Annotated in this window: 20 protein-coding genes; 12 read left to right on the plus strand and 8 right to left on the minus strand. The window is 56.9% G+C overall.

What is annotated here, in order from left to right; all coding sequences use genetic code 11:
• The first annotated feature begins 10 nt into the window (after positions 1 to 10).
• The 8 genes from H1D41_RS09070 (at position 11) to H1D41_RS09105 (ending at position 10,423) form a co-directional block, all read left to right on the plus strand.
• Positions 11 to 1,759: a heparinase II/III family protein gene (locus H1D41_RS09070; RefSeq protein ID WP_228848600.1), complete on the plus strand. Its 1,749-nt coding sequence runs from the start codon at positions 11 to 13 to the stop codon at positions 1,757 to 1,759.
• Positions 1,760 to 1,790: 31 nt separating this feature from the next.
• A complete protein-coding gene (gene purH, locus H1D41_RS09075) occupies positions 1,791 to 3,380 on the plus strand; it encodes a bifunctional phosphoribosylaminoimidazolecarboxamide formyltransferase/IMP cyclohydrolase (protein WP_228848601.1) in 1,590 nt (529 codons plus the stop codon).
• 24 nt (positions 3,381 to 3,404) lie between these two features.
• Positions 3,405 to 3,869, plus strand: coding sequence for a signal peptidase II (lspA, locus tag H1D41_RS09080; protein WP_228848602.1), 465 nt, complete (start codon positions 3,405 to 3,407; stop codon positions 3,867 to 3,869).
• A gap of 87 nt (positions 3,870 to 3,956) precedes the next feature.
• A complete protein-coding gene (locus tag H1D41_RS09085) occupies positions 3,957 to 4,493 on the plus strand; it encodes a DUF3035 domain-containing protein (RefSeq protein ID WP_107496653.1) in 537 nt (178 codons plus the stop codon).
• Between the two features lie 66 nt (positions 4,494 to 4,559).
• Entirely contained in the window at positions 4,560 to 5,906 is a 1,347-nt protein-coding gene (locus H1D41_RS09090) for a M16 family metallopeptidase (protein ID WP_228848603.1), read from the plus strand.
• Positions 5,903 to 7,207, plus strand: a complete 1,305-nt coding sequence (locus tag H1D41_RS09095) for a M16 family metallopeptidase (RefSeq protein WP_228848604.1) — start codon at positions 5,903 to 5,905, stop codon at positions 7,205 to 7,207. The genes H1D41_RS09090 and H1D41_RS09095 overlap by 4 nt, the downstream gene beginning before the upstream one ends.
• Before the next feature lie 127 nt (positions 7,208 to 7,334).
• Positions 7,335 to 9,206 carry a DNA mismatch repair endonuclease MutL gene (gene mutL, locus H1D41_RS09100; RefSeq protein ID WP_228848605.1) on the plus strand — a complete coding sequence of 624 codons (1,872 nt, stop codon included), beginning with the start codon at positions 7,335 to 7,337 and terminating at the stop codon, positions 9,204 to 9,206.
• Positions 9,203 to 10,423 carry a DNA recombination protein RmuC gene (locus tag H1D41_RS09105; RefSeq protein ID WP_228848606.1) on the plus strand — a complete coding sequence of 407 codons (1,221 nt, stop codon included), beginning with the start codon at positions 9,203 to 9,205 and terminating at the stop codon, positions 10,421 to 10,423. The genes mutL and H1D41_RS09105 overlap by 4 nt, the downstream gene beginning before the upstream one ends.
• Positions 10,424 to 10,471: 48 nt before the next feature.
• On the opposite strand, the gene H1D41_RS09110 is transcribed toward H1D41_RS09105, so the two are convergent.
• The 3 genes from H1D41_RS09110 to fdhF form a co-directional block, all read right to left on the minus strand.
• Positions 10,472 to 11,314, minus strand: coding sequence for a DUF481 domain-containing protein (locus tag H1D41_RS09110; RefSeq protein WP_228848607.1), 843 nt, complete (start codon positions 11,312 to 11,314; stop codon positions 10,472 to 10,474).
• A 251-nt stretch (positions 11,315 to 11,565) separates the two neighbouring features.
• Positions 11,566 to 12,585 (minus strand): Hint domain-containing protein, encoded by a 1,020-nt coding sequence (locus H1D41_RS09115; protein ID WP_228848608.1) that lies wholly within the window; start codon positions 12,583 to 12,585, stop codon positions 11,566 to 11,568.
• Positions 12,586 to 12,842: 257 nt separating this feature from the next.
• Entirely contained in the window at positions 12,843 to 15,617 is a 2,775-nt protein-coding gene (gene fdhF / locus H1D41_RS09120) for a formate dehydrogenase subunit alpha (protein WP_228848609.1), read from the minus strand.
• A 194-nt stretch (positions 15,618 to 15,811) separates the two neighbouring features.
• Here fdhF and H1D41_RS09125 point away from each other — a divergent pair, with 194 nt between their 5' ends.
• The 3 genes from H1D41_RS09125 to H1D41_RS09135 are packed head-to-tail and all read left to right on the plus strand — an operon-like array spanning position 15,812 to position 18,645.
• Positions 15,812 to 16,438, plus strand: a complete 627-nt coding sequence (locus H1D41_RS09125) for a glutathione S-transferase family protein (RefSeq protein WP_228848636.1) — start codon at positions 15,812 to 15,814, stop codon at positions 16,436 to 16,438.
• Complete coding sequence (locus H1D41_RS09130) at positions 16,435 to 17,493, plus strand: saccharopine dehydrogenase (protein ID WP_228848610.1); 1,059 nt, start codon at positions 16,435 to 16,437, stop codon at positions 17,491 to 17,493. The genes H1D41_RS09125 and H1D41_RS09130 overlap by 4 nt, the downstream gene beginning before the upstream one ends.
• 12 nt (positions 17,494 to 17,505) lie before the next feature.
• A complete protein-coding gene (locus H1D41_RS09135; protein ID WP_228848611.1) occupies positions 17,506 to 18,645 on the plus strand; it encodes a saccharopine dehydrogenase family protein in 1,140 nt (379 codons plus the stop codon).
• 34 nt (positions 18,646 to 18,679) lie between these two features.
• On the opposite strand, the gene H1D41_RS09140 is transcribed toward H1D41_RS09135, so the two are convergent.
• The 5 genes from H1D41_RS09140 to H1D41_RS09160 all read right to left on the minus strand — a co-directional run bounded on the left by H1D41_RS09140 (position 18,680) and on the right by H1D41_RS09160 (position 22,320).
• A complete protein-coding gene (locus H1D41_RS09140; protein WP_228848612.1) occupies positions 18,680 to 18,910 on the minus strand; it encodes a WGR domain-containing protein in 231 nt (76 codons plus the stop codon).
• Between the two features lie 61 nt (positions 18,911 to 18,971).
• On the minus strand, positions 18,972 to 19,679 hold the full coding sequence (locus H1D41_RS09145; RefSeq protein ID WP_228848613.1) for a response regulator transcription factor: 708 nt from the start codon (positions 19,677 to 19,679) through the stop codon (positions 18,972 to 18,974).
• On the minus strand, positions 19,676 to 21,610 hold the full coding sequence (locus H1D41_RS09150) for a hybrid sensor histidine kinase/response regulator (RefSeq protein ID WP_228848614.1): 1,935 nt from the start codon (positions 21,608 to 21,610) through the stop codon (positions 19,676 to 19,678). Before H1D41_RS09150 ends, H1D41_RS09145 begins: the two co-directional genes overlap by 4 nt.
• 9 nt (positions 21,611 to 21,619) lie before the next feature.
• Positions 21,620 to 21,976, minus strand: a complete 357-nt coding sequence (locus tag H1D41_RS09155) for a Lin0512 family protein (protein ID WP_228848615.1) — start codon at positions 21,974 to 21,976, stop codon at positions 21,620 to 21,622.
• Positions 21,973 to 22,320: a Lin0512 family protein gene (locus H1D41_RS09160; protein ID WP_228848616.1), complete on the minus strand. Its 348-nt coding sequence runs from the start codon at positions 22,318 to 22,320 to the stop codon at positions 21,973 to 21,975. The genes H1D41_RS09155 and H1D41_RS09160 overlap by 4 nt, the downstream gene beginning before the upstream one ends.
• A 235-nt stretch (positions 22,321 to 22,555) precedes the next feature.
• Between H1D41_RS09160 and H1D41_RS09165 the strand changes: the two genes are divergently transcribed.
• Positions 22,556 to 24,565 carry an AMP-binding protein gene (locus H1D41_RS09165; protein ID WP_228848617.1) on the plus strand — a complete coding sequence of 670 codons (2,010 nt, stop codon included), beginning with the start codon at positions 22,556 to 22,558 and terminating at the stop codon, positions 24,563 to 24,565.
• The last annotated feature ends 70 nt before the right edge of the window (positions 24,566 to 24,635 follow it).

Consider the following 24,635-nt stretch of genomic DNA (forward strand, 5'->3'; position numbering starts at 1 on the left):
CAGGCACAGCGTGGCACGAGAAGAAACCATCAGCGCAAAAATCGCACGGCTCACAAACCGGCTTCAGGCGCGGCGTGCCCGTCGTGCACAGCCTGCGACCGGCTTTGTGTCGCAGCCGGAACCGCGCACCCTGGGATCCTTCGCCAAAGGCCGGCAGCTTTGCGCCGGGAACTTCCTGTTTGCCGGTCACCTGGCTGAGGCCCGCGATACCCTGATCTGGGATATCGACATGCCCTCGCGCGCCTTTGAAGAAACCCTGAACGGTTTCACATGGCTGGACGATCTGGCCGCGGTCGGTGATCTGAAATCCCGCCAGAAAGCCCAGGCCTGGCTGATGGCCTGGATTGAGCGATACGGCAGTGGCTCCGGCGCGGGCTGGACACCCGATCTGACCGGACGGCGCGTTATCCGCTGGATCAACCACGCGCTGTTTCTTCTGAACAACCTGCCCTCGGAAGATTCGGATCGTTTCTTTGCCAGCATGGGCCAGCAGGTGTCTTTCCTGTCCAAACGCTGGAAAGTCGCAAGCCCCGGCCTGCCCCGTTTTGAGGCCCTGACAGGGCTGATTTACGCGGGCCTCGCCCTGAGCGGCATGGATCATCTGGTGAAACCTGCCATGGATGCCCTGGCAAAAGAATGCACTGCGCAAATTGATGATCAGGGCGGCATTCCCACACGAAGCCCCGAAGAACTGCTTGAAGTCTTCACCCTGCTGACATGGGCCGCAGCGGCCCTGGCCGAAGCCGGGCGCATGGCACCTGAGGCCCATAAAGCCGCGATTGATCGCATCGCCCCAACCCTGCGCAGCCTGCGCCATGCGGATGGCGGACTTGCGCGTTTTCACAGCGGCGGGCGCGGCACAGAAGGGCGGCTTGACCATGCGCTGGCGGCCTCCGGCATCCGCGCGAAGACCCGCAAAGGTCTGTCCATGGGGTTTGCCCGGCTTCAGGCCGGACGTACGAGCATTGTGATTGATGCAAGCGCCCCGCCCAAAGGCGAATTTTCCGCCAATGCCCATGCGTCTACCTTCGCGATGGAACTGACTTCCGGGCGCAGACCGCTGATCGTGAACTGCGGCTGCGGGGCCGGATTTGGCGAAGACTGGCAGCGCGCCGGGCGGGCCACCCCATCCCATTCCACCCTGGGTATCGAAGGTTATTCCTCCGCCCGACTCGGCACCGCAGGTTATATCGGCGGGCAAAAGCGCGAATTGCTGACGCAGGGCGCAAAAGATGTGCTGCTGGAAAGCAGTTCCGGCCTGGAAAACATCCATTTCCACGGCGGCCATGATGGTTATCGCGAAAGCCACGGGCTGACCCATGTGCGCGAACTTGATCTCAGCCAGGACGGGCGGGTGCTGATTGGCGAAGACACGCTGATGACCCTGACCGACCCGGACAAACAGAAATTCGACGCCGCCATGGATCAGGTCAAACTGCAGGGCATCCGGTTTCAGCTGCGTTTTCACCTGCACCCTGACGTGGATGCGGCGCTTGATATGGGGGGCAAAGCGGTTTCGCTGGCGCTGCGCAGCGGTGAAATCTGGGTCTTCCGGCAAAACGGCAGCCATGGAATCAGCCTGGAACCCTCGGTTTATCTGGAAAAAGACCGCATAAAACCGCGTGCGACGAAACAAATCGTTCTATCCGGCCGGGTTATGGAGTATGCCGCCCGAATAAGCTGGACTCTTTCCAAGACCCAGGACACGCCCACCGCCGTGCGTGACCTGCAGATGGATGAACCCGACTTCGACATGTGACCAAGTTCTGACCCAACACCAGGAAGCCCTGATGACCGATCTTTCCCCTATCCGCCGCGCCCTTATCTCTGTGTCTGACAAATCCGGGCTGATCGACCTCGCCCGTTCCCTGGCTGATCGCGGGGTTGAACTTTTGTCCACCGGCGGGTCCGCTGCGACGATCCGGGATGCGGGCATTGCGGTGAAAGATGTATCCGACATCACGAATTTCCCGGAAATGATGGATGGTCGTGTTAAGACACTGCACCCGAAAGTGCACGGTGGCCTGCTGGCCCTGCGTGACAATGAAGAACATGTCGCTGCGATGAACGAACACGGCATTGGCGCGATCGACCTGCTGGTTGTGAACCTGTACCCGTTCGAAGCGGCGCTCGCCCGTGGTGCTGATTATGCTGAGATGATCGAAAACATCGACATCGGCGGCCCGGCGATGATCCGCGCGGCAGCCAAGAACCACGGGTTTGTCACAACCATCGTTGATGTTGAGGATTACAGCGCGCTTCTGGCCGAACTGGATGCCAACGATGGCGCAACCACCTATGCCTTCCGTCAGCAACAGGCCCAGATCGCTTATGCCCGCACCGGTGCTTATGATGCCGCGGTTTCCACCTGGATGGCCGCAAGCATTGGCGTTGAAACCCCACGTCGTCGTGTGTTCGCGGGTGAGCTGAAGCAAAGCCTGCGCTATGGTGAAAACAGCCACCAACAGGCGGCGTTTTATACCGATGGGTCTGATCGCCCCGGTGTTGCGACTGCCGTTCAGCTGCAGGGCAAAGAACTGTCCTACAACAACATCAATGACACGGATGCGGCCTATGAACTGGTTGCGGAATTTGACCCGACAGAAACCGCAGCCGTCGCCATCATCAAACACGCAAACCCCTGTGGTGTGGCCAAAGGCGCGACCCTGGTTGAAGCCTACCAGAAAGCCTTTGACTGCGACCGAACCTCTGCCTTTGGTGGGATCGTGGCGCTGAACCAGCCGCTGGATGCGGAGACTGCGACAAAGATCGTTGAGATCTTTACTGAGGTCGTGATCGCACCGGGTGCCTCTGATGAGGCCAAAGAAATCTTCGCCGGTAAGAAAAACCTGCGCCTTCTGCTGACCGATGCCCTGCCTGCGCCGCGTGCCTCCATCACCGCGTATAAACAGGTGTCTGGCGGTATGCTGGTTCAGGACAAAGACGTGGGTTACGTCGGCATGGATGATCTGAAAGTCGTCACAGAAAAAGCCCCGACAGATGAACAAATGCAGGATCTTCTGTTCGCCTGGAAGGTCGCAAAACACGTGAAATCCAACGCGATTGTTTATGTGAAAGACCACGCAACCGTTGGCGTTGGCGCCGGTCAGATGAGCCGCCTCGACAGTGCCAATGTCGCCGCGTCCAAAGCGCAGCGCATGGCCGATGAACTGAGTCTGGATGCCAGCCTTGCCAAAGGATCTGCGGTTGCGTCTGATGCGTTCTTCCCCTTTGCTGATGGCCTGCTGGAAGCTGCCGCTGCCGGTGCAACTTGTGTGATCCAGCCAGGTGGTTCCATGCGCGATGACGATGTGATCAAGGCCGCAAATGACGCGGGCCTTGCCATGGTCTTCACCGGCATGCGCCACTTCCGTCACTAAATTACCGGCCAGGAGCCCGACACAATGAAACGTATGTTTATCGCCGGGTTCCTGACCTTCCTGCTGGACCAGCTGTCCAAGCAATATGTCGTTGAATGGCTGGATCTGAAAACCCTGGGCGTGATGGAAGTCTTCCCGCCCTATCTGACCTTCCACATGGCCTATAACTACGGCATCAATTTCGGCCTGTTCAGCGGTTCTGATTCCCGCTGGCTGCTGATTGCTCTGGCCCTTGTGATTTCCGCCTGGGTTGCCTGGTGGGTGCGCAGTGAGGGTGACAAAAAATGGATGCAGATTTCAGGCGGCATCCTGATTGGCGGCGCATTGGGCAATGTGATTGACCGGGTGGTTTACGGCGCTGTTCTGGATTTTCTGAACATGTCCTGCTGCGGCTTTGAAAACCCCTATTCCTTTAATGTCGCCGATATCGCGATTTTCATTGGCGCTTTTGGCCTTGTGATCTTTTCCGGGAACAAAAAGGCCCGCTGAATACGCCAGGATTTGCCGAAGCTGAATATGCCAGGTGACGTGCGGTTTTGCACAGGCTATAGAGTGATAAGAACGCAGGAGAGACCGATGCAGACCACATTCATCAAGACCGCCACAATCCTGGCCCTTCTGATGCTGCCGGCCGCCTGTGGCGGGCGCAACAGCGAACCCGATCTGCTGGAACTGACAAAAACCGGCACCGGCCCGGATGAATTTGCGATCCTGCCCTCGCGCCCTCTGGAAACACCAACGGATCTGGCAGCGCTGCCCACGCCAACACCCGGCGGCAACAACCGCACCGATCCAAATCCGCTGGCTGATGCCGTTGTCGCCCTTGGTGGCAGTGCGGGCGCACTGACTGAAGACGGCACCACCGGGCCAGACAGCAGCCTTCTGGCGCATGCGTCGCGCCACGGCTATTCCCCGGACATTCGCCAGGTGACCGCCGCCGAAGATCTGGAATTCCGCCGCAACAACCGTGGCCGTGTTCTGGAACGCGCGTTCAACGTCAGCGTCTATTTCCGCAAATACCGCCACCAGGCGCTGGATCAGCAGGCAGAACTGCAACGTTTGCGTCAGGCAGGCATCCGCACATCTGCCGCACCATCCGCACCGGCGGAATGACGCGGATTTGAAAAGGCCGGGCTTGTAAGTTTCCGACCTTCTCATACATTGATCACAGACATAATTATGAGGCGTTTTATGCTGCACCGGATTCTGAAACCTCTGGCGGCGCTGGCCTGTTTTGCCCTGCCCGTCACGGCTGAAACCGTGACCGATTTCACCCTGGACAACGGGATGGAAGTGGTCGTGATCGAAGATCACCGCGCCCCTGTCGTTGTGCAGATGGTCTGGTATCGTGTCGGGGCCGCTGATGAACCCGCAGGTAAATCCGGCATTGCGCATTTCCTGGAACATCTGCTGTTTCGCGGCACCGAAAACCTCGCCCCCGGTGAATTTTCCGAAACCGTCGCGGCCAATGGCGGCACCGATAACGCTTTCACCAGCTGGGATTACACCGCGTATCATCAGCGTGTCGCCTCTGACCGGCTGGATCTGATGATGCAGATGGAAGCGGACCGCATGCGCAACCTTAAGATCGCCGATGAAGATATGGTGATTGAACGCAACGTGGTGCTGGAAGAACGCAATCAGCGCACCGACAGCGACCCGGCCGCCCTGTTTCGCGAACAGCGCAACGCCGCGCAATATCTTAACCACCCCTACGGCATCCCGGTCATCGGCTGGCGTCATGAAATCGAACAACTTGATACCCAGGATGCGCTTGATTTCTATCAGCGCTTCTACGCGCCGAATAATGCGATCCTGATTGTCGCAGGTGATGTGACCCCGGATGAGGTCCGCGACCTTGCCGAAAAACACTATGGCCCGCTTGCGCCGACCGAAGGGCTTGAAGCCCGAGTGCGCCCCCAGGAGCCACCGCAATTGTCAGAACGTCGCCTGTCGCTGGAAGATCCGCGCATCGGGCAAAGCTATATTCAGCGCAGCTATCTCGCCCCGGAACGTGACCCCGGCGACCAGGAAACCGCTGCGGCCCTGACCATCCTGGCCGAACTTCTGGGCGGCAGCCCAACAACATCCTTCATGGCAAAGCGCCTGCAATTTGACGAACAGATCGCAGTTTACACCTCTGCCTGGTACAGCGGTCTGTCTTATGACGACACCAATTTCGGCCTGGCGATTGTGCCTGTGCCCGGCGTGTCCCTGGATGACGCTGAGGCCGCAATGGACCGTGTTCTGGCCGAATTCATTGCGGAAGGCATCGACGCAGATCACCTGGACCGCATCAAAATGCAAAGCCGCGCGGCACAGATTTATGCGGATGATGACGTGGCTTCGCTTGCACGGCGCTACGGCCAGGCGCTGACAACCGGGCTGACGCTGGATGACATCCGTGCATGGCCCGATCTTCTTCAGGCCGTGACGCCCGAAGATGTGATCAATGCCGCCGAAATGGTCCTTGACCGCAACCGCGCCGTCACCGGTCGCATGATCAAGCCGGAGCTTGCCCAATGACCCGTATCTTTACCTACGTCGCTGCCGTATTCCTGCTGGCCCTGCCCCTGCGTGCCGAAGTTGAAATTCAGGAAGTCACCTCCCCAGGCGGCATCAAAGCCTGGCTGGTGGAAGAACATTCCATCCCCTTCACAGCGCTTGAGATTTCATTCAAAGGCGGCGCAAGCCTTGAAGCGCCTGACAAACGCGGTGCAACCAATCTGATGATAGCCCTGCTGGAAGAAGGTACCGGTGACCTGGACAGCCGCGCCTTTTCCGCTGCGCGTGAAGCCCTGGCGCTGGAAACCGGGTTTGATGCAGGCGACGACAGCGTATCCGTTTCGGCCCGCTTCCTGACAGAAAACCAGGACGACGCCATCGCCTTGCTACGTGGCGCAATCATCGCACCGAATTTTGATCAGACCGCCGTGGATCGCGTGCGCGAACAGGTGCTGTCAAATATCCGTTCCGATGCACAGGATCCCGGTGCGCTGGCCTCGCGTCGTTTTGACGAACTCGCCTTCCCCAACCACCCCTATGCCACATCTCGCGATGGCACTGCAGACACCGTGAACGCCCTGACCCGCGATGATCTGTTCGCCGCAAAAGACGCAACCATGGCGCTTGATCGTGTCTATGTCGGCGCAGTGGGTGACATAACCGCCGAAGAACTGGGCTTGCTGCTTGATACCCTTCTTGGCGACCTGCCCGCCACCGGCGCCCCAATGCCGGAACGTGTAGAATTCGCAGCCGAAGGCGGCGTGGAAACCATCCCCTTCAACACCCCGCAATCTGTCGCCATGTTTGGTCACGCCGGCATCCAGCGCGACGATGAAGATTTCTTCGCCGCCTTTGTGATGAACCGTATCCTTGGCGCAGGTGGTTTTGCTTCGCGCCTGACGCAGGAAGTGCGTGAAAACCGGGGGCTGACCTACGGCATCGGAACCTATCTGGTGCCGATGGAACACGGCGAAATGATCCTTGGCCAGTTTGCATCCTCCAACGACCGCATTGCTGAGGCGATTGATGTGGTGCGGGCGGAATGGGCGAAAATGGCGAATGAAGGCGTGACCCAGGAAGAACTGCAAGCCGCCCAGACCTATCTGACCGGGGCCTATCCTTTGCGGTTTGACGGCAATGGCCCAATTGCAAACATCCTTGTTGGTATGCAGATGCAGGGGCTTGCTGTGGATTACATCGCCACGCGAAACGATAAAATCCGCGCTGTAACACAGGAGGATATCGCCCGGGTCGCCGCTGATCTTCTGGATCCCGAAGCCCTGCTTTTTGTTGTGGTCGGACAACCCGAAGGCCTGGAGTAAAGATTTTTTGAAAAAATCTTGCCCTGTTTTTTCGTAAAAAACAGTCAGCGCGAACCGCAAAATTCCCTGTGGATGAAACAGGTTTTCGCCTGGTCGAATCGCAGATGTTCATGCTATGTTTTGTGGCATGTCTGCATCCGACCCCAATATAAGCCCTGCGCAACCCATTATCCGCCAACTGGATGATGCCGCAATCAACCGCATTGCGGCAGGCGAAGTCGTCGAACGTCCGGCAAGTGCCGTGAAAGAACTGGTCGAAAATGCTATTGATGCCGGGGCCACACGAATTGATGTGGCAATCGCCGATGGTGGCAAAACCCTGATCCGCGTCACAGACAACGGCTGTGGCATTGCCCCAGATCAGCTGCCCATGGCCCTGTCACGCCATGCGACCAGCAAAATCGACGGCTCTGACCTGTTGAACATCCATTCCTTCGGCTTCCGGGGTGAGGCTCTGCCATCCCTTGGCGCAGTTGGCAAACTGACTATCACCTCACGCGCAAAAGGGCAGGATGCCGCAACAATCCGCGTCACCGGCGGCACAACAGATCCCGTAAAACCCGCCGCCCTGAACCAGGGCACCGTGGTGGAACTGCGCGATCTGTTTTACGCCACCCCCGCCCGCCTGAAATTCATGCGCACGGATCGCGCCGAAAGCCAGGCGATTGGGGACGTGATCAAACGTCTCGCCATGGCGGAACCCTGGATCGGTTTTACCCTGCGCGATGTCTCCGGCGGCAGCGAAGGCCGCGTGACCTTCCGCGCTGATGCCGCCAGCGGCGACCTGTTCGAAGCACTGCACACCCGTCTGACCCGTGTGATGGGGCCGGAATTCACCACCAACGCCCTGAAAATTGATGCGGAACGCGAAGGCATCACCCTGACGGGATATGCCGCCCTGCCAACCTATTCACGCGGCGCAGCTGTGGCGCAATTCCTGTTCGTGAACGGTCGCCCTGTGCGGGATAAATTGCTGACCGGTGCCCTGCGCGGGGCTTATGCAGATTTCCTGTCGCGTGACCGTCACCCGGCCGCAGCGCTTTTCCTTGAATGCGAACCGGATCGTGTCGACGTCAACGTGCATCCCGCCAAATCCGAGGTCCGCTTTCGCGAACCCGGTGTCGCGCGCAGCCTGATCGTCACCGCCGTACGATCCGCTTTGACCGAGGCCGGGCATCGCGCGTCAACCACCGTTGCAGCGGAAACCCTGTCCGCCATGCGCCCGGAAATGACCGATCAGCCGCGCGTGTATCAGATGGACCGTCGCGGCAGCTATGCCGCGCCCTACACCCCGTCCGTGCAAGCACGCGACGCGGCTTATGCCGCTCAGGCCTCGCTGATGGATACCCCCGGTTTTGCAGAGGCTTCCATGCCATCCGCCCGGTTTGAACCGGTGCCAGAACAGCCGCAACTTGACGCGCTGCCGCTTGGGGCCGCCCGCGCGCAGGTGCATGAAAATTACATCATCGCCCAGACCGAAACCGGCATGGTCATCGTTGATCAGCATGCAGCGCATGAACGCCTGGTCTATGAAAAACTGAAACATCAGATGGCGGAGAACGGGATTGCCTCGCAGGCCCTGCTGATCCCTGAAATTGTCGAACTGTCCGACGGAGACGCCGCTGCACTCCTGGCACATGCGGAAAGTCTGTCCCGTCTTGGCCTTGTTCTCGAACCCTTCGGTCCCGGCACCATCGCCGTGCGTGAAACACCGGCAATCCTTGGTGAAATCAACGCAGAAAACATGCTGCGCGATGTACTGGACGAACTGTCTGATCTCGGCGAAAGCCAGCTGGTGCAGGAAAAACTGGAAGCGATCCTGTCGCGCGTGGCCTGCCATGGATCCATCCGATCCGGCCGCCGTATGCGGGCCGAAGAAATGAACGCCTTATTGCGCGAAATGGAATCCACCCCCCATTCCGGCCAATGCAACCACGGCCGCCCCACATATGTAGAGCTGAAACTCTCTGACATCGAAAGACTGTTTGGACGCACATGATCACCATCGGCGACACCACCTATTCCATCACCGATCCGGCCGTCTTTGGCACCCTGCTGTTGCTGTTGGTCGTGATCCTTCTGTTTGTCATGCTGAAACGCGCCGGACGCGCGGGTGACGTCAGCGAACAACTGGCACGGCAGATGATGCAGATGAACGAAGACATGCGGATGCTGGGCAGCAATCAACAGCATCTTGGTGGGCAATTGCAATCGGTGTCTGACGCCCAGGCCAATGCGCAAACCCAGGTGATCCAACGTATGGAAACCCGCCTGGCGACTGTGCAGCAACAGATGGCGGATCGCCTGGCTGAAAACGCGCTGAAATCCGCGAATTCCATGTCTGAAATGCAGGAACGGGTGAAGGAAACCCTGCACGGGTCCTCCAAACAGACCACCGCATCCCTGACGCAATTACAGGAACGTCTGGCGACGATTGATAAGGCGCAAAGCAATATCGAAAAACTGTCCGGGGATGTTCTGGGCCTTCAGGATATCCTTTCGAACAAGCAAACACGCGGGGCGTTTGGGGAAATTCAGCTGAATGATATCGTGGCCAAGGCCCTGCCGTCAGATGCCTATGAGTTTCAGGCGACTCTGTCCAATGGCAAACGCGCCGATTGCCTGATCCACCTGCCAAACCCGCCCGGCCCCATCGTGATAGACGCAAAATTCCCGCTGGAAAGCTATGAGGCGCTGGTCGCAGCTGACACCAAGGAAGATGCCGCCCGCGCGCTTTCCGGTCTGCGCACCGCCGTCAAAGCTCATATCAAAGCGATCAGCGAAAAGTACCTGATCGACGGAGAAACCGCCGATGGTGCGCTGATGTTCCTGCCGTCAGAAGCCGTTTACGCCGAACTGCACGCCCGCCTGCCCGAAGTCGTACGCGAAGGCTTTGCCGCGCGGGTCTGGATCGTATCCCCGACCACCTGCATGGCCACGCTGAACACCATGCGCGCCGTGCTGAAAGACGCCCGCATGCGCGAACAGGCCGGGGCCATCCGCAAGACCCTGGGCATGTTGCACCGCGACGTCGAACTGGTGGTGGAACGCGTGGGCAAGCTGAACACCCATTTCGGCCAGGCACGCGATGATCTGGAAAAGATCAACACCGCCGCAGAACGCGCGGGCAAGCGGGCTGCAAAACTGGACAACTTTGATTTCGAAGAACTTGCCCCTGACACGCAGGACACACCTGTTCCTCTGCCGCAGGATTAACGCAAAAGGGCGACCCAAAGGCCGCCCTTTCGTCAGACTGAATTCAGATCAGTTGAATTTGTAAACCAGAGACACACCAAAGGTGTTGGAGGTGCTGGCCTGACCCGCAGCCGGATCGGTGTGGTAATCTGTACGAACGCTTGTGCGCAGGGACAGAGGGCCGGACAGAGATACGTTCACGCCCAGATCGTTAGACACCAGAGTATCTGCGGAAGAAGACAGAATATCTGTGTCATTGGTCAGGGTCACATTGTCATTCAGGCTCCAGTACATGCGGGACCCCAGCAGAGCTGCGCCTTCACGTACAGAGTTGTCAGCACCACGCGCCTGGGTGATACGGTAGCCAGGGCCACCCTGAACACGCCAGTGGAAGTTGTCGTTGTCGATCAGGCGGTAACCAACACCAAAACCAACAAAACCGTCTTCTTCAAACGCGCCGAATTCGTCGTTGGCATAGCGCAGCTTGCCATAGCCGTAGAAACGCTCGTTGAAATAACGGCTTGCATCATACGCACCCAGGAAGGTGTTCGCAGTGCGGGTGTTTTCGCTTTCGCTGTAGTTATAGCTCAGAGTGAAATCGTGATCCCAGTTCTCGGTGCCATAGCCAAAGCGGGAACCAATACCCAGATCAGTGGTGTCGCTGTTGCCGCTTGTTGCGTTCATGGATGCCGCAACAGAACCACGCCAGCCCAGCGGACGACGGGAATTGCCAAAACGATCCGCGTCATAGCCACGTCGGTAATCGTCGTTGATATCGGTTTCGATTGCTTCAACAGCGTCTGTTGCCGCGTCGTTGGTGATCTGAACGCCTGTGTCCTGTGCAAAGGCGGCGGTGCCACCTGCAATCATCAAAGCAGCCAGAGTTACTGATTTCGCTGTTTTCTGTGTCATCGTTACTTACTTTCATTCTGTTTCGCCTGCCTCCGGATACACCGACGCTGGCACAGGTCTTGATCTGAGGGCTGGGCGGCAGAAGTTTCAGGGGAACCGATTTGTGCTTTTCCCCTCTGCCCGGAAACTGCGCAAAAATTCGCCAACATACTGCAAAAACAGGAAGAAATACGCTTATCAGGGCGTGCGGATGCACTGGAAATCAACCAGTGGCAGGAGGTTGCCGGTACGTGGGGAAACCCGTCTGGCGATCAGGCAGCGAGGAAACGCCCCTCATACTGCTTAAGATCCAGCCGTGCCGTGGGGCCGTAACACCCGGCATTGCTGCGCAACTCAGGAAAGATTGAAAACATCTCTGCGCGGCTTTCGCAGGTCACAGCATTCAATCCCTCATCCCCCGGGAAAAAGCTTTCACTCAGCAGCCCGTGGGTCCGGACGATTTCATGTTGATCGAACATAAGATGACAATAGGTAACATGCGTCAGTTCATGATCCTGACGGATCTGATCCCCCAGAAGGAACCGTGTCGCCGCCAGAACCTGACTTTGGCCGAACATCAGATTGCACTTGTACTCCTGCATCAGCACGCGGTGCCCCGGCGACAGACAAACATCAACCTCGGGGCAGCCGGGACCAAACTGATGTGCCCGGATGCGAACAGGGGCAAAACGCGCAAACTCTGGTTCTTGCAACGCGACATCCCGGCATCCGATCCAGCGTACTGGCTGCAACCCATTGTCCTCTGTGATGACAAGATCACCAGGCTGTAAGGTTTCAATCTTTCTGGGGCCAGAAACTGTGTCGATTAACGTCCCTGCCACAAAACAAGGCATCCCCGGAGTCGGTGATGTGGTGGTGACATATCCATCCGTCGGATTGCCACTCAGGGAACTGCCGGAACCCGCAGTGCCAATGCCATCAGAAACAGTATTGACCGGAACCAGGCCAGCCCCTCCGGCGGTGACAGTTCCGCCTTCAGTGAAACTGTTAAACTGCAACACCGTCGTGCCATCAATCAGGGCGATTGCGCCAAAGCGATTCAGACCATTAAAATTGGTGGGGGAATTGCTGTTGAGGACATAAATATCCTTCCCGTCAACAGTCGCTGACGGAGCAAAATTCAGCACACTGGAACTGCGCAATGAACCATTCGAATTGTAGACCTCAATGGTCAGAGCGGACACAGGTGTGCCCACATCGACCATGATTTCTATGAAATCCTGATTACCACCGCCAGTGTACTTAATCTCAGAGATGAACGGCGCTGCCATTCCCCTGGTCCTTTATACCTGATTTACTGCTCATTCTTTTTTTATTAACGATAAGTAAATCACAATTTCTGGCAAAGATAAACCAATAGGTGAAACCCCGACGCCGGAATTTCCCCTAAGCTTAATTGCTAAGGCTTTATTAAACCCCAGTGCAGCACATATGCATAAGATGTGCATGCATAGTGCATCTGTAAATCGGCGCCAAAAACGAAAAAACCCGCCGTTTCCGGCGGGTTTCTGATTGGATTTAACCGGGTTTACTCCGCCGCGATTGCAGTCGCTTTTTCGACCTTCACCGCTGAGAATTTAAACTCAGGGATTTTGCCGTATGGGTCAATCGCCGGGTTGGTCAGCACGTTTGCGGCCGCTTCCACATAGGCAAATGGAACAAACACCATGTCTTCCGCAATCGCCCGGTCCGCACGCGCCATGATCTCGATAGAGCCACGACGGGTCGACAGACGCACCATTTCACCCGGCTCAACACCCAGACGACGCAGGGTTTTGGGATGCAGGGAACAGTTTGCTTCGGGTTCAACCGCGTCCAGAACCTTTGAACGACGGGTCATAGACCCTGTGTGCCAGTGTTCCAGCTGACGCCCAGTTGTCATGATCATCGGGAAGTCCGCATCAGGTGCTTCGTCCGGTGCAATCACGGCAGCCGGGGTGAACCTCGCACGACCATCGGGGCGTGGGAAGCCATCGCCAAACACCACAGCCTGACCCGGATCTGTCGGGGACAGGGACGGGTAAGTCACGGTTTCGGTTTTCAGACGATCCCATGTGATGTTGTTCAGGGACTTCATGTTCAGCTTCATCTCAGCGAAAATCTCGCTTGGATGGGTGTAGGTCCAGCCAAGGCCCAGACGCTGCGCCAATTCCGTGGTGATCGCCCAGTCTTCACGCGCCTCACCCGGAGGGGCCACCGCTGGACGCACCATCTGTACCTGACGGTTGGTGTTGGAAACCGTGCCGGATTTTTCATACAGCGCAGAAGCCGGCAGGATCACATCCGCATAGTTCGCGGTTTCGGTCAGAAAGATATCCTGAACAACCATCAGGTCGAGTTTCGCAAAAGCATCGCGCGCATGTTCCGCATCCGGATCAGACATCGCGGGATTTTCACCCTGAATATACATGCCTTTGATATTGCCCGCATAAACCTGATCGACGATCTCGGTGACGGTCAGACCTTTTTCATTACTGAAGTCGTCAGACCCCCAGACACCGGTGAAATTATCACGGATCTGGTCGTCGGTCACAGTCTGGTAATCCGGCAGGAACATCGGGATCAGGCCCGCGTCAGACGCACCCTGCACGTTGTTCTGACCACGCAGCGGGTGCAGACCCGCGCCTGGACGGCCAACCTGACCACACATCAAAGCAAGGCTGATGAGGCAGCGGGAATTATCCGTGCCGTGAATGTGTTGGGACACGCCCATACCCCAGAAGATCAGTGCAGATTTTGCACCGGCATAGATGCGCGCAACGTCGCGAATGGTTTCCGGATCAATACCGGAAATCGCTTCCATTTTCTCGGGGCTGAAGTCCGCCAGATGGGCTTTTTCAGCTTCCCAGTTCTCGGTGTAGGTTTCGATATACTGCTCGTCGTACAGCTTTTCTTCGACAATCACATGCATGATTGAGTTCAGAAGCGCCACATCAGCACCCGGACGGAATTGCAGCATGTGATCGGCAAATTTGCGCATGCCCACGCCGCGTGGATCCATCACGATCAGCTTGCCACCGCGTTTGGCGAACTGTTTGAAATAGGTCGCCGCAACCGGGTGGTTTTCGATCGGGTTACAGCCGATGGTGATCGCCACGTCGGCGTTCTCGATCTCATTAAAGGTCGCGGTCACAGCGCCGGACCCCACGTTTTCAATCAGCGCAGCCACAGAAGATGCGTGACACAGGCGTGTACAGTGGTCGACGTTGTTGTGCTTGAACCCCTGACGGATCAGCTTCTGGAATAGGTAAGCTTCCTCATTGGTGCATTTCGCAGAACCAAAGCCCGCAATCGCACGGCCACCATGGGCCTGGGCCAGGTTCGCCATACCGCCAGCGGCTTTTTCCATGGCTTCTTCCCAGGTCGCTTCGCGGAAGTGGGTCATCAGATTACCGGGATCAACGTTCAGGCCCTTTGCAGGTGCGTCATCACGACGGATCAGCGGTTTGGTCAGACGATGATCGTGGTGGATATAGTCAAAGCCGAAACGGCCTTTCACGCACAGACGGCCCTCATTTGCCGGGCCATTGATGCCCTCGACGTATTTCACTTTGCCGTCTTTGACTTTCAGGGAAACAAGACAGCCAACACCACAGAAGGGGCAGACGCTTTCGGTTTCTGAATCGTAATCTTTGCTGTCACCCACCTGGGCTTCATCAAGAACCGCGGCAGGCATCAAAGCACCGGTTGGGCAGGCCTGCACGCATTCGCCACAAGCCACACAGGAAGACGCGCCCATGTCGTCAGCCACGTCAAACACAGGATAGGCATCGTGACCACGGCCAGCCATGCCGATCACGTCGTTCACCTGAACTTCGCGACAGGCACGCACACAGAGGTTACAGGAAATACAGGCGTCCAGGTTCACGTTCATCGCAACGTGGCTGTCATCAAGCAGGGGAATGCGGCCTTCTTCCAGCTTGGGGAAGCGGCTTTCGGAAATCTCGTTCAGATCCGCCATATCCCAGAGGTGGCTGGATTTGTCGCGGGCTTCTTCGCGGACCGGCTGATCAGTGACCAGCATTTCAACGACCATCTTACGTGCCGCTTTTGCGCGCGCGCTTTCGGTGTTCACAACCATACCTTCAGCCGGTTCACGAATGCATGACGCGGCCAGAACGCGTTCGCCTTCGATGTCGACCATGCAAGCACGACAGTTGCCGTCCGGACGATAGCCGGGGGCCGGTTTGTGGCACAGATGCGGGATCACAAGACCGCGGCCATTGGCCACTTCCCAGATGGTTTCGCCGGGGTTCGCTTCGACCTGCTGGCCGTCCAGGGTAAATTTGATCTTATCGGACATGCTGGCTCTCTTTCCTGTAGTTCCCGCGATTTTACCCGAAAATGCGCCATCACCCAAACCCCCATAGCGCCACTTATAAGCCCAAATGCGTCAGGCACTGCATCGCGCGCGACAGAAGGTCCCCTGCGGACCATTGGCAAGGCAGGGATTCTTCACTAGACATCGACAGAATCGCAAAGGAGGGGCTGATGGCTTTGCAACTATATTTCGCCCCCGGCACAATCGCCGGTGCATCTGTTCTTGCGCTGCTGGAAAGCGGGCTGCAGGCGGAATTTCTGCCGGTTAATTTTGGTGCCGCTGAACAGCAAAGCGAATCATACCTGAAGATCAATCCAAAGGGCCGCGTTCCGGCGCTGATCACCGATTTTGGTGTGCTGACGGAAACCGGTGCAATCCTTGAATATATCGCCCGTCTGGCCCCTGACGCGGGGCTTATTCCTGATGCGCCTGAAGCCGCTGCGCGCATGCATGAAATGATGTATTACCTGGCCTCCACCATGCATGTGAGCCACGCCCATAAACTGCGCGGTCACCGTTGGGCAGATCAGGAAACGTCGCATCAGGACATGACCGCGAAAGTGCCCGAAACCATGGCTGCGTCCTGCGCCTGGGTCGAAGACCAACTTGTCGCGGAATTCGTCAGTGGCGACAGACTTAGCCTTGCGGACCTATACCTGTTTACTATCTGCACCTGGCTGAACGGCGATGGCGTGGATATCACCAACTATCCGAAACTAAACGCACATTTCACCCGCATGATCGGACGTGACAGCGTGCAGACAGCACTGAAGCAGGGCCTCCTGCCGGAGATTACAACATGACAACACATCTGTGGGTCCGCGCGGAACAGCGCGAAAATGAAGAACGCGTGGGTATTACGCCCAAAGGTGTCGCCGCCCTGATCAAATCAGGCATCCGCGTGACGGTTGAAGAAAGCTCTGTGCGCGCGATTGAACTGGATGGCTACCGCGATGCAGGGGCTGAAATCGCCGCTGAAAATTCATGGCCACAAGCCCCGACAGACACAATCATTTTTGGTCTGAAAGAACTGCCCGAAGACGGCACCGCCTTACCCCATCGCCACATCATGTTCGGCCATGCGTATAAAGGTCAGTTCTCTGGCCGTGCGCTGCTGGAACGGTTCAAGGCTGGCGGCGGCACGCTGTATGATCTCGAATATCTCGTCGATGAAAACGGCCGTCGCGTTGCGGCCTTTGGCTATTGGGCCGGTTTCGCGGGTGCTGCTGTTTCCCTGAAATCCTGGATCGCCCAGAAACAGGGCGAAATCTGCGGATCAGTCGGCGTTTACAAGAACAAAGACGCCCTGGTGTCTGAACTGAAATCAGAAATCGCAGCCCTGAACACCACCGCCCCATCTGGCATCATCATCGGTGCGCTTGGCCGGGTTGGCACTGGCGCGGGTGATTTGCTTGAAGCGATGGGATCACAGGTCACCCGTTGGGATATGGCGGAAACCGCAAGCGGTGGGCCGTTCCCGGAAATTCTGGACCATGATCTGTTCATTAACTGCATCCTGGCCCGCCCCGGCACGCCCGTATTTGTGCCCGCAAGCGCCAAAGATACCGACCGAAAACTGACTGTCATTGGTGACGTCGCCTGCGATCCGGACAGCGATTACAACCCAGTTCCGGTCTATGACAAGGCCACCACCTGGGACGCGCCCGCCCTGCGCGTGCACGATACGCCCGTGCTGGATGTCACCGCGATCGACAACCTGCCGTCCATGCTGCCGCGTGAATCCAGCGAGGATTTCGCAGATCAACTTTTGCCGTCCCTGCTGACCCTGACTGACCTGACATCAGGTGTCTGGGGCCGGGCGGCTGCCGATTTTAATGAACACACGCAAGACATCTGAGAGGATCCTGCAATGACTATTCACTGGTGTGGCACTGGCCTGTCCGCAATTCCCGGCCTGCGCCGTTTGATCGAAAATGGGCGCGAGGTTTGCGTCTGGAACCGGACCACTGAAAAAGCTCGCGAAGCCGTTGGCGACCTGACCGACAATATCCGTGCTTTTGACATGGCTGCGTTGAGCGACGCTGTGCAGGCGGGCGATCTTGTCGTTTCCATGCTGCCAGGTGATCTGCATGTGCCTTTGGCGGAATTGTGCCTTGAAAACAAAGCACATTTTGCGTCTTCCAGCTATATCGCACCTGAGATGAAAACCCTTGATGCGGCCTTCAAAGACGCTGGCCTGTGCAGCGTGAATGAAGTTGGTCTTGATCCGGGCATCGACCACCTGATGGCCCATTGGCTGGTCGCGGATTACCGTGCGTCCGAAGGATTTGATGCGGACAATGAGCTGACCTTCATTTCCTATTGTGGCGGCATCCCAAAGGTCGCGAATGACTTCCGTTATAAATTCAGCTGGTCGCCGCTGGGCGTGTTGAAGGCGCTGCGCTCCCCGTCCAAATCCATGAAAAATTTCAAAGAATTTGACGTTGAACGCCCCTGGGACGCGATCACGTCTTATGAAGCGCCGTTGCAAACTGCGGAAAGCTTTGAAGTCTACCCAAACCGGGATTCCCTGCCGTTTATTCAGGATTACCAGTTTGACGCAGACTGGAAGGTCAAAACCTTCGTGCGTGGCACACTCCGCCTGAACGGTTGGGCAGATGCCTGGTCTGATGTCTTCCGCGAAGTCGAAACCTTAGAGGGTGCCGCAGGCGATGCGCGTCTGAAAGAAATGTCAGACGGGTTCTGGATTGAACACGCCTATGATGAAGGCGAAGCAGACCGCGTTGTCATGTGTGTGGCGCTGCAGGCGGAAAAAGCTGGCGAAAGCGTTTACCATAAAACCTATGTCATGGATGGCTGGGGTGATGAACGCGGCACTGCTATGGCGCGTCTGGTTTCCGTGCCGCTGTCTATGGCGATTGATGCGGTTCTGGACGGCGAAATCGCCCCAGGCGTCAGCCCTGCACCACATCAGCCAGAGTTGATTGACCGCCTGATGACTGAGGTTGGCAAACTTGCGCAACACGTCACCGTGGTTGATCACGTCTAAGAAAATCGCGCTGTCCCACCGCTGGGGCAGCGCATTACGCCCGGTCGTAACCTCTTGAAAGCATGCGATTTCGGGATACATCAGCTGCCAAAGACGCCGCACGCAGATCATTGAACAATTTGATCCGCCGCGTCCCGCGGCACCCGCAGATCCCCCATTCAAACACGACCGACCATTCCCCGAAGAGATTGCCCTCAATCGCGATACGGTAAAATCTGGGGCCACCCTTCAGTGTCGGGGCCCGCTGTAAGAAACACACTGCCATGCGGGCGATTCTAACCAGGGCGATTCGCAGGCGCAAGCACCGGACGGGGCCCCAGGCGGGATCACCCCCAGGTGACGTCCCCCAGGAAGATATATCCTGCCCCGTAAATCGTTTTGATCAGACGCGGGTTTTTCGGATCTTCACCCAGTTTCGTGCGCAGACGGGAAATACGCACATCCATCGCGCGATCAAAGCTTTCACCCGCAGCACCGCCCAGGTTTTCCTGCATTTGTGCACGCGAAATCAGGCGTTTGGGGCTTTCAAGAAACAGGCGCAAAACCTCGCCTTCGGCATGGGAAAACGGGGTTTCTTTGCCTTCGGTATCAATCAGAACATAGCGTTCAAATTGTGCTTCCCAGCCTTCAAACCGGGCAACAGACACGGTTTTTCCGGCATCACGCCCGCTGCGCAAACGCGCACGCACACGCGCGACGACTTCGGCGGGATCAAAAGGTTTGATGATGTAGTCATCCGCGCCCAGTTCCAGCCCGGTCACGCGGTCCTGCACCTGGGCGCGACCTGAAATAATGATAATTGCTGCCCCACTTTCAAGCGCCAGCCGATGCACAAGCGCCAGCCCGTCTTTATCGGGCAGGCCCAGATCCACGAGGCAGACATCGGGTGCCGTGCGGGCAAGAGCAGCTTCGAATTCTGTCGCGCGCCCGAAGCTTGCAGTACGAAAACCCGCATCCTGCAAAGCATCAGACAACATCGTGCGAATTTCGGGTTCATCATCCAGAATGGCGACCATTGGGGCGGGCTGGTTCATGCGGATTTCCCTTTGCGGTTCATACGCAGGAAGCCGGAAAGTTCCTGCGCGTTGAAGGGTTTACGTATCAGCGGATAGCGACTTTCACCATCCTGACGAATGGCGTCTCCCGAAGGAAGGGATGTCATCAGATGTGCCGGGGAATTCACACCGGCGGCGCCCAGCCGGTCAAGCATTTCGACCCCGGTCATGGAACTGCCGGCCAGTGAAATATCAGACAGAATCAGATCAATCCCGGACACCTGCGCCAGGGTTTCGCCTTCTTCAGCGCTTGTGGCTTCTATCACCGTATGCCCCATATCCATCAGCATTTCGCGCACCGAACGGCGGATGTCATCGCTGTCTTCCACCAACAGGACCAGGCCAGGCGCCTGTTCACCATCCGCAGGCCGCAAAGGCAGGCGCAGGGTAATGCGGGCGCCGTTTTCCGTATTTTTCAGGTAAATCTGGCCACCTGCGGAACGGGTCATGTCATACACCATCGACAGGCCAAGACCGGAACCTTCCTCACCTTTTGTCGTGAAGAACGGATCAAGCGCATGTTCCAGGGCCTCATCCGAAAACCCTGGCCCCGTATCCTCGACCGAGACATCCAGCCAGGTGTCACGGACGGTCGCCGTGGTCACTGTGATTTTACCGGGAACATCACCAATCGCGTGCCCCGCGTTCAGAAGGAGGTTCAGCAGGCTGTCCTGCAGAAAACCAGCATCCAGCATCAGGGCGCCACCCACATCACAACGGTACACCTCAAGCTTGATATGATCCGGCAAAGCGGGGCGCGCCAGCAGGCGGATGTCATTGAGGAAGGTTGAAAGGTCGGTCGCCACCAGTTTCACATCACGATGACCGGACATCTGCGCGATACGATCCAGGATACGCCCGCCGCGTCGCACAGTGGCCTGCGTGGCTGCAATCAGCTCCTGGCCGTCTTCATTCAGTTCCATCCGTGACAGGCGTGATTGCAGACCCAGGATGATCGTCAGCAGATTGGCGAAATCATGCGCCAGGCCAGATGTTAGTTGCGCCGCCAGTTCCCGCTTGTGTGTCTGGGCGAGAGCCGCGCGCGCCTGACTTTCCTCGGTCACATCGGTGGTCAGGATATAAACGCCATCAATTTCGCCATCCCGTTCATCCGGGGTGAAGGCGCTGCGGATCCGGCGGGAACTGTCTTCATCCGTAAATTCAAAAGCACTTGCCTTGCCACGAAACGCTTTTTCAAGTTGTGGCCCGATGTGTTTCCAGGCGCTTTCGCCCAGGGTTTCATCAATGCGCGTCCCCAGAATATCGCTGGCGCGCCCGGGCATCACAGTGCCCAGCTGGCGGTTCGAAAATGTATACAAATAATCCGCATCCACATGGGCGATATGGGCGGGCATCATTTCCGTTGTGGTCCGCGTGCGGGCTTCCATTTCGGTCAGCTGGTGTTTTGTTTCTTCCAGCCGCGTGATGGTTGCCTCAAGTTCGCGGTTGGTTTTTGCAAGCTTTTCGGTGTGGTCCAGCAGCTGATCAGACAGAACCTCAGATCGGGCGCGCAGCAGTTCTTCCTGCTTCCGGGTGCTGGTGATGTCGGTGTAAACCGTCACCCAGCCGCCCTGGGGCAATGGATTGCCTTCGACCGCAATGGTGCGGCCATCGGGGCGGGTGCGTTCCAGATAATGCGCCTCAAACGCCCGGGCCTGATCGACCCGCATTTTCAACGCTACATCAATATCATCAATCTCACCGTATTCACCACGTTCCAGCAGCAGGCGGATTGTGTCTTCAAACGCAGCCCCGGGCGTGACGAGTTCTTCAGGCAAATCAAACATTTCCTGAAACCGGCGGTTCGACACCGCCAGCCGCAGATCACCGTCATAAATCGAAATCGCCTGAGCAATCAGGTTCAGGCCGGCCTGTGTCAGATCTGCAGTTTTGATCACTTTCCCGGCCATAATATTCCCTTAACTCAGCTTCCAGTCTTCCGGCACAATCGGATAAAGCGCCTCTACCGCCGCGGTAGCGATCACATGCGCGGTGCCATTGCCCGGATCATCGATGTTCTGCCCGCCCTTAACAGCGGTCACCGTCGCATTGCCACGCGGCAAAATGGCCACCACCGCATCACAATCGACCTTTTCAGGTTCTGCAACGCCGACAGTCACACGCACTTCCATTTTTGTGTGATCAAGACCAAGGGACTGGAAAATACTGAGGGTCGAGTGACGGAAAGCATCTTCCACCGCGCGTTTTGCGGCTTTGGTGTAATCCATCCCATACAGGTCATTGCCCATGCCCATTTCAAGAATCAGACGCTTCATGATGCGGCCTTCATATCAAAGGACACGACGACAGCCGCATTGGCGATCACGGTTTTCCCGCCGTCCGGTTTTGCAATATCCAGCCCGCCATGCACCGCTTTGAACGTGTGTGTGCCATAGGGCAGCACATCTTTCAGCGCGCTCAGGTCCACTTTATCCGGTTCCTGCACGGCCACTTCCACGTCCACAAGCATGGCTTTTTTCGGAAACCCAAAGGCCTGCGCCATGGTCAGGGAGTTATGCCAAAGCGCGTCTTTTAAGGCGCTGACCGCTGCTTTTGTGTAATCCTCACGGCGCAGGGATGTGCCCATCCCGAATTCAACCGCCACCCTTTGTTTTGCCATGGCATCCTCCTGTGTTGTCCAACTGTTAGACATATTTCCCGCAGATCACAAACCCCGTGGTTTCCCGGTGTCACTTGTTACAATTTGTTAGGATTGGGAAAAACTGGGGAAAACTTTAACGCAGAGTTTCTTTGTCAGGGAAAACACGCGAAGCTTTCGGCAGGGAATCATCCAGCCGTTGAAAATGCTGTGTTGCAGACGCCTTTTGCGCGTCAGGGAGGAAAAGAACTTGTCTATGTCGACCGCCCATCTGGGGAAAGTTGCAAAGCCCGGGAAATCCGTTCTCGAGCAGGCAAAATTTGCCGAGCTGAACTCCGTGCCCGCGCTTCTGGCCCGCAACGCACGCGAATTCAAAAATGCTCCGGCCTATCGTGAAAAAGAATATGGCATCTGGCAAAGCTGGACCTGGGAAGACACCGCAGAGGAAATCGAAGCCCTGGCCCTTGGTCTGCTGAACCTGGGTGTAAATGAAGGTGACCATATCGCTGTGATCGGGCGCAACCGTCCGTATCTTTACTGGTCTATGGTTGCCGCGCAGATGGTGGGTGCCGTGCCTGTGCCGCTGTATCAGGACGCAAACGCCGAAGAGATGGCTTATGTTCTGGGCCATTGCGGCGCACGTTTCGTCATCGCCGGTGATCAGGAACAGGTCGATAAAGTGATCGAGGTGCAGGAAGATCTGCATCAGTTCGAACATATGATCTATCTCGACCCACGCGGGATGCGCAAATATGACCACACCCGCCTGCATGAATATGAACATGTGCAGGTGCAGGGGCGCGCCGCTTTTGATGAGCTCGAAAAAGAGCTAAAGCGTCGCGTCGAAGCTGCCAACTGGGACACAACCTGTGTAATGTTGTACACCTCCGGCACCACAGGCAAACCAAAGGGCGTTGTTCTGTCCAACCGCAATATCGTGGTGACGGCGCAGAATTCCTCTGACTTTGACCACCTCAAGCGCGATGAAGAAATTCTGGCTTACCTGCCGATGGCATGGGTTGGGGATTTCATCTTCTCTATGGGCCAGGCCATGTGGGCCGGGTTCTGTGTGAACTGTCCGGAAAGCCCGGAAACCATGATGACCGACCTGCGCGAAATCGGCCCAAGCTATTACTTCGCCCCGCCGCGTATCTTTGAAACCCAGCTGACCCAGGTGATGATCCGCATGGAAGACGCCGGGAACTTTAAGCGCAAGATGTTCCATTACTTCATGGAACACGCGAAGAAAGTCGGTCCAAAGATGCTGGACGGCGAAAGCGTCGGCCTGATGGACAAGCTGAAATATGCGGTTGGCGAAGTCACAACCTATGGTCCGTTGAAATCCGCACTGGGTTTCTCCAAAGTGCGTGTGGGCTACACCGCGGGCGAAGCAATTGGCCCTGAGATTTTCGAATTCTACCGGTCCCTGGGTATCAACCTGAAGCAGCTTTACGGTCAGACCGAAGCCGGCGTGTTCATCACCCAGCAACCGGATGGCCAGGTGCGCAACGACACTGTTGGTGTGCCATCCCCTGGCGTTGAAGTGAAAATCGGTGACAATGGCGAAGTCTTCTACCGTTCACCAGGCACCTTCGTGGAATACTACAAAAACCCGGAAAGCACCGCTGACACCAAGGACGCGGAAGGTTGGGTTGCCACAGGTGATGCGGGCTTCTTTGAAGAAGACACCGGTCATCTGCGTATTATCGACCGGGCCAAAGACGTTGGTAAAATGGCTGATGGCCGTCTGTTCGCGCCGAAATATGTTGAAAACAAGCTGAAATTCTTCCCGGACATTCTGGAAGCGGTTGTGTTTGGCGACGGACGTGACACCTGTACGGCCTTTATCAACATCGACCTGACTGCCGTGGGCAACTGGGCGGAACGCAACAACATTGCTTATGCATCCTACCAGGAACTTGCTGGTCATCCTGAGGTTTATGGTTCCATCGCAAGCCATATCGCCGAGGTCAATAAATCGGTGGCCCAGGATCCGATGTTGTCGGGTTGTCAAATCCACCGCTTCCTGATCCTGCATAAGGAACTGGATGCGGATGACGGCGAAATGACACGGACCCGTAAGGTACGCCGTAAGATCGTGGCTGAGAAATTCGATGATCTGATCACAGCACTTTATGATGGCTCCTCCGAGATCTCGACCGTCACTGAGGTGACTTATGAAGATGGTCGTAAGGGCTCTATTTCCGCAACGCTTGAACTGCGCGATGTCGAAGTTCAGGCCGATCAGAAGATGGCTGCGGAATAATGCAAAAACATACAACAGGGCGCGTCACCACAAGTGCCGCAACTTTCACAACAGATAAGAAGGAGGGCTG

The organism is Halocynthiibacter styelae, from assembly GCF_016123485.1.
Classification (GTDB): domain Bacteria; phylum Pseudomonadota; class Alphaproteobacteria; order Rhodobacterales; family Rhodobacteraceae; genus Halocynthiibacter; species Halocynthiibacter styelae.

Bases quoted from the DNA above. Each gene is read 5' to 3' on its own strand.
- H1D41_RS09160 (WP_228848616.1), bottom strand. From the start codon at position 22,320: ATGGCAAAACAAAGGGTGGCGGTTGAATTCGGGATGGGCACATCCCTG.
- H1D41_RS09165 (WP_228848617.1), top strand. From the start codon at position 22,556: ATGTCGACCGCCCATCTGGGGAAAGTTGCAAAGCCCGGGAAATCCGTT.
- purH (WP_228848601.1), top strand. From the start codon at position 1,791: ATGACCGATCTTTCCCCTATCCGCCGCGCCCTTATCTCTGTGTCTGAC.
- H1D41_RS09155 (WP_228848615.1), bottom strand. From the start codon at position 21,976: ATGAAGCGTCTGATTCTTGAAATGGGCATGGGCAATGACCTGTATGGG.
- H1D41_RS09140 (WP_228848612.1), bottom strand. From the start codon at position 18,910: ATGGCAGTGTGTTTCTTACAGCGGGCCCCGACACTGAAGGGTGGCCCC.
- H1D41_RS09105 (WP_228848606.1), top strand. From the start codon at position 9,203: ATGATCACCATCGGCGACACCACCTATTCCATCACCGATCCGGCCGTC.
- H1D41_RS09085 (WP_107496653.1), top strand. From the start codon at position 3,957: ATGCAGACCACATTCATCAAGACCGCCACAATCCTGGCCCTTCTGATG.
- fdhF (WP_228848609.1), bottom strand. From the start codon at position 15,617: ATGTCCGATAAGATCAAATTTACCCTGGACGGCCAGCAGGTCGAAGCG.
- H1D41_RS09095 (WP_228848604.1), top strand. From the start codon at position 5,903: ATGACCCGTATCTTTACCTACGTCGCTGCCGTATTCCTGCTGGCCCTG.
- lspA (WP_228848602.1), top strand. From the start codon at position 3,405: ATGAAACGTATGTTTATCGCCGGGTTCCTGACCTTCCTGCTGGACCAG.
- H1D41_RS09115 (WP_228848608.1), bottom strand. From the start codon at position 12,585: ATGGCAGCGCCGTTCATCTCTGAGATTAAGTACACTGGCGGTGGTAAT.
- mutL (WP_228848605.1), top strand. From the start codon at position 7,335: ATGTCTGCATCCGACCCCAATATAAGCCCTGCGCAACCCATTATCCGC.
- H1D41_RS09090 (WP_228848603.1), top strand. From the start codon at position 4,560: ATGAGGCGTTTTATGCTGCACCGGATTCTGAAACCTCTGGCGGCGCTG.
- H1D41_RS09145 (WP_228848613.1), bottom strand. From the start codon at position 19,679: ATGAACCAGCCCGCCCCAATGGTCGCCATTCTGGATGATGAACCCGAA.
- H1D41_RS09130 (WP_228848610.1), top strand. From the start codon at position 16,435: ATGACAACACATCTGTGGGTCCGCGCGGAACAGCGCGAAAATGAAGAA.
- H1D41_RS09150 (WP_228848614.1), bottom strand. From the start codon at position 21,610: ATGGCCGGGAAAGTGATCAAAACTGCAGATCTGACACAGGCCGGCCTG.
- H1D41_RS09135 (WP_228848611.1), top strand. From the start codon at position 17,506: ATGACTATTCACTGGTGTGGCACTGGCCTGTCCGCAATTCCCGGCCTG.
- H1D41_RS09110 (WP_228848607.1), bottom strand. From the start codon at position 11,314: ATGACACAGAAAACAGCGAAATCAGTAACTCTGGCTGCTTTGATGATT.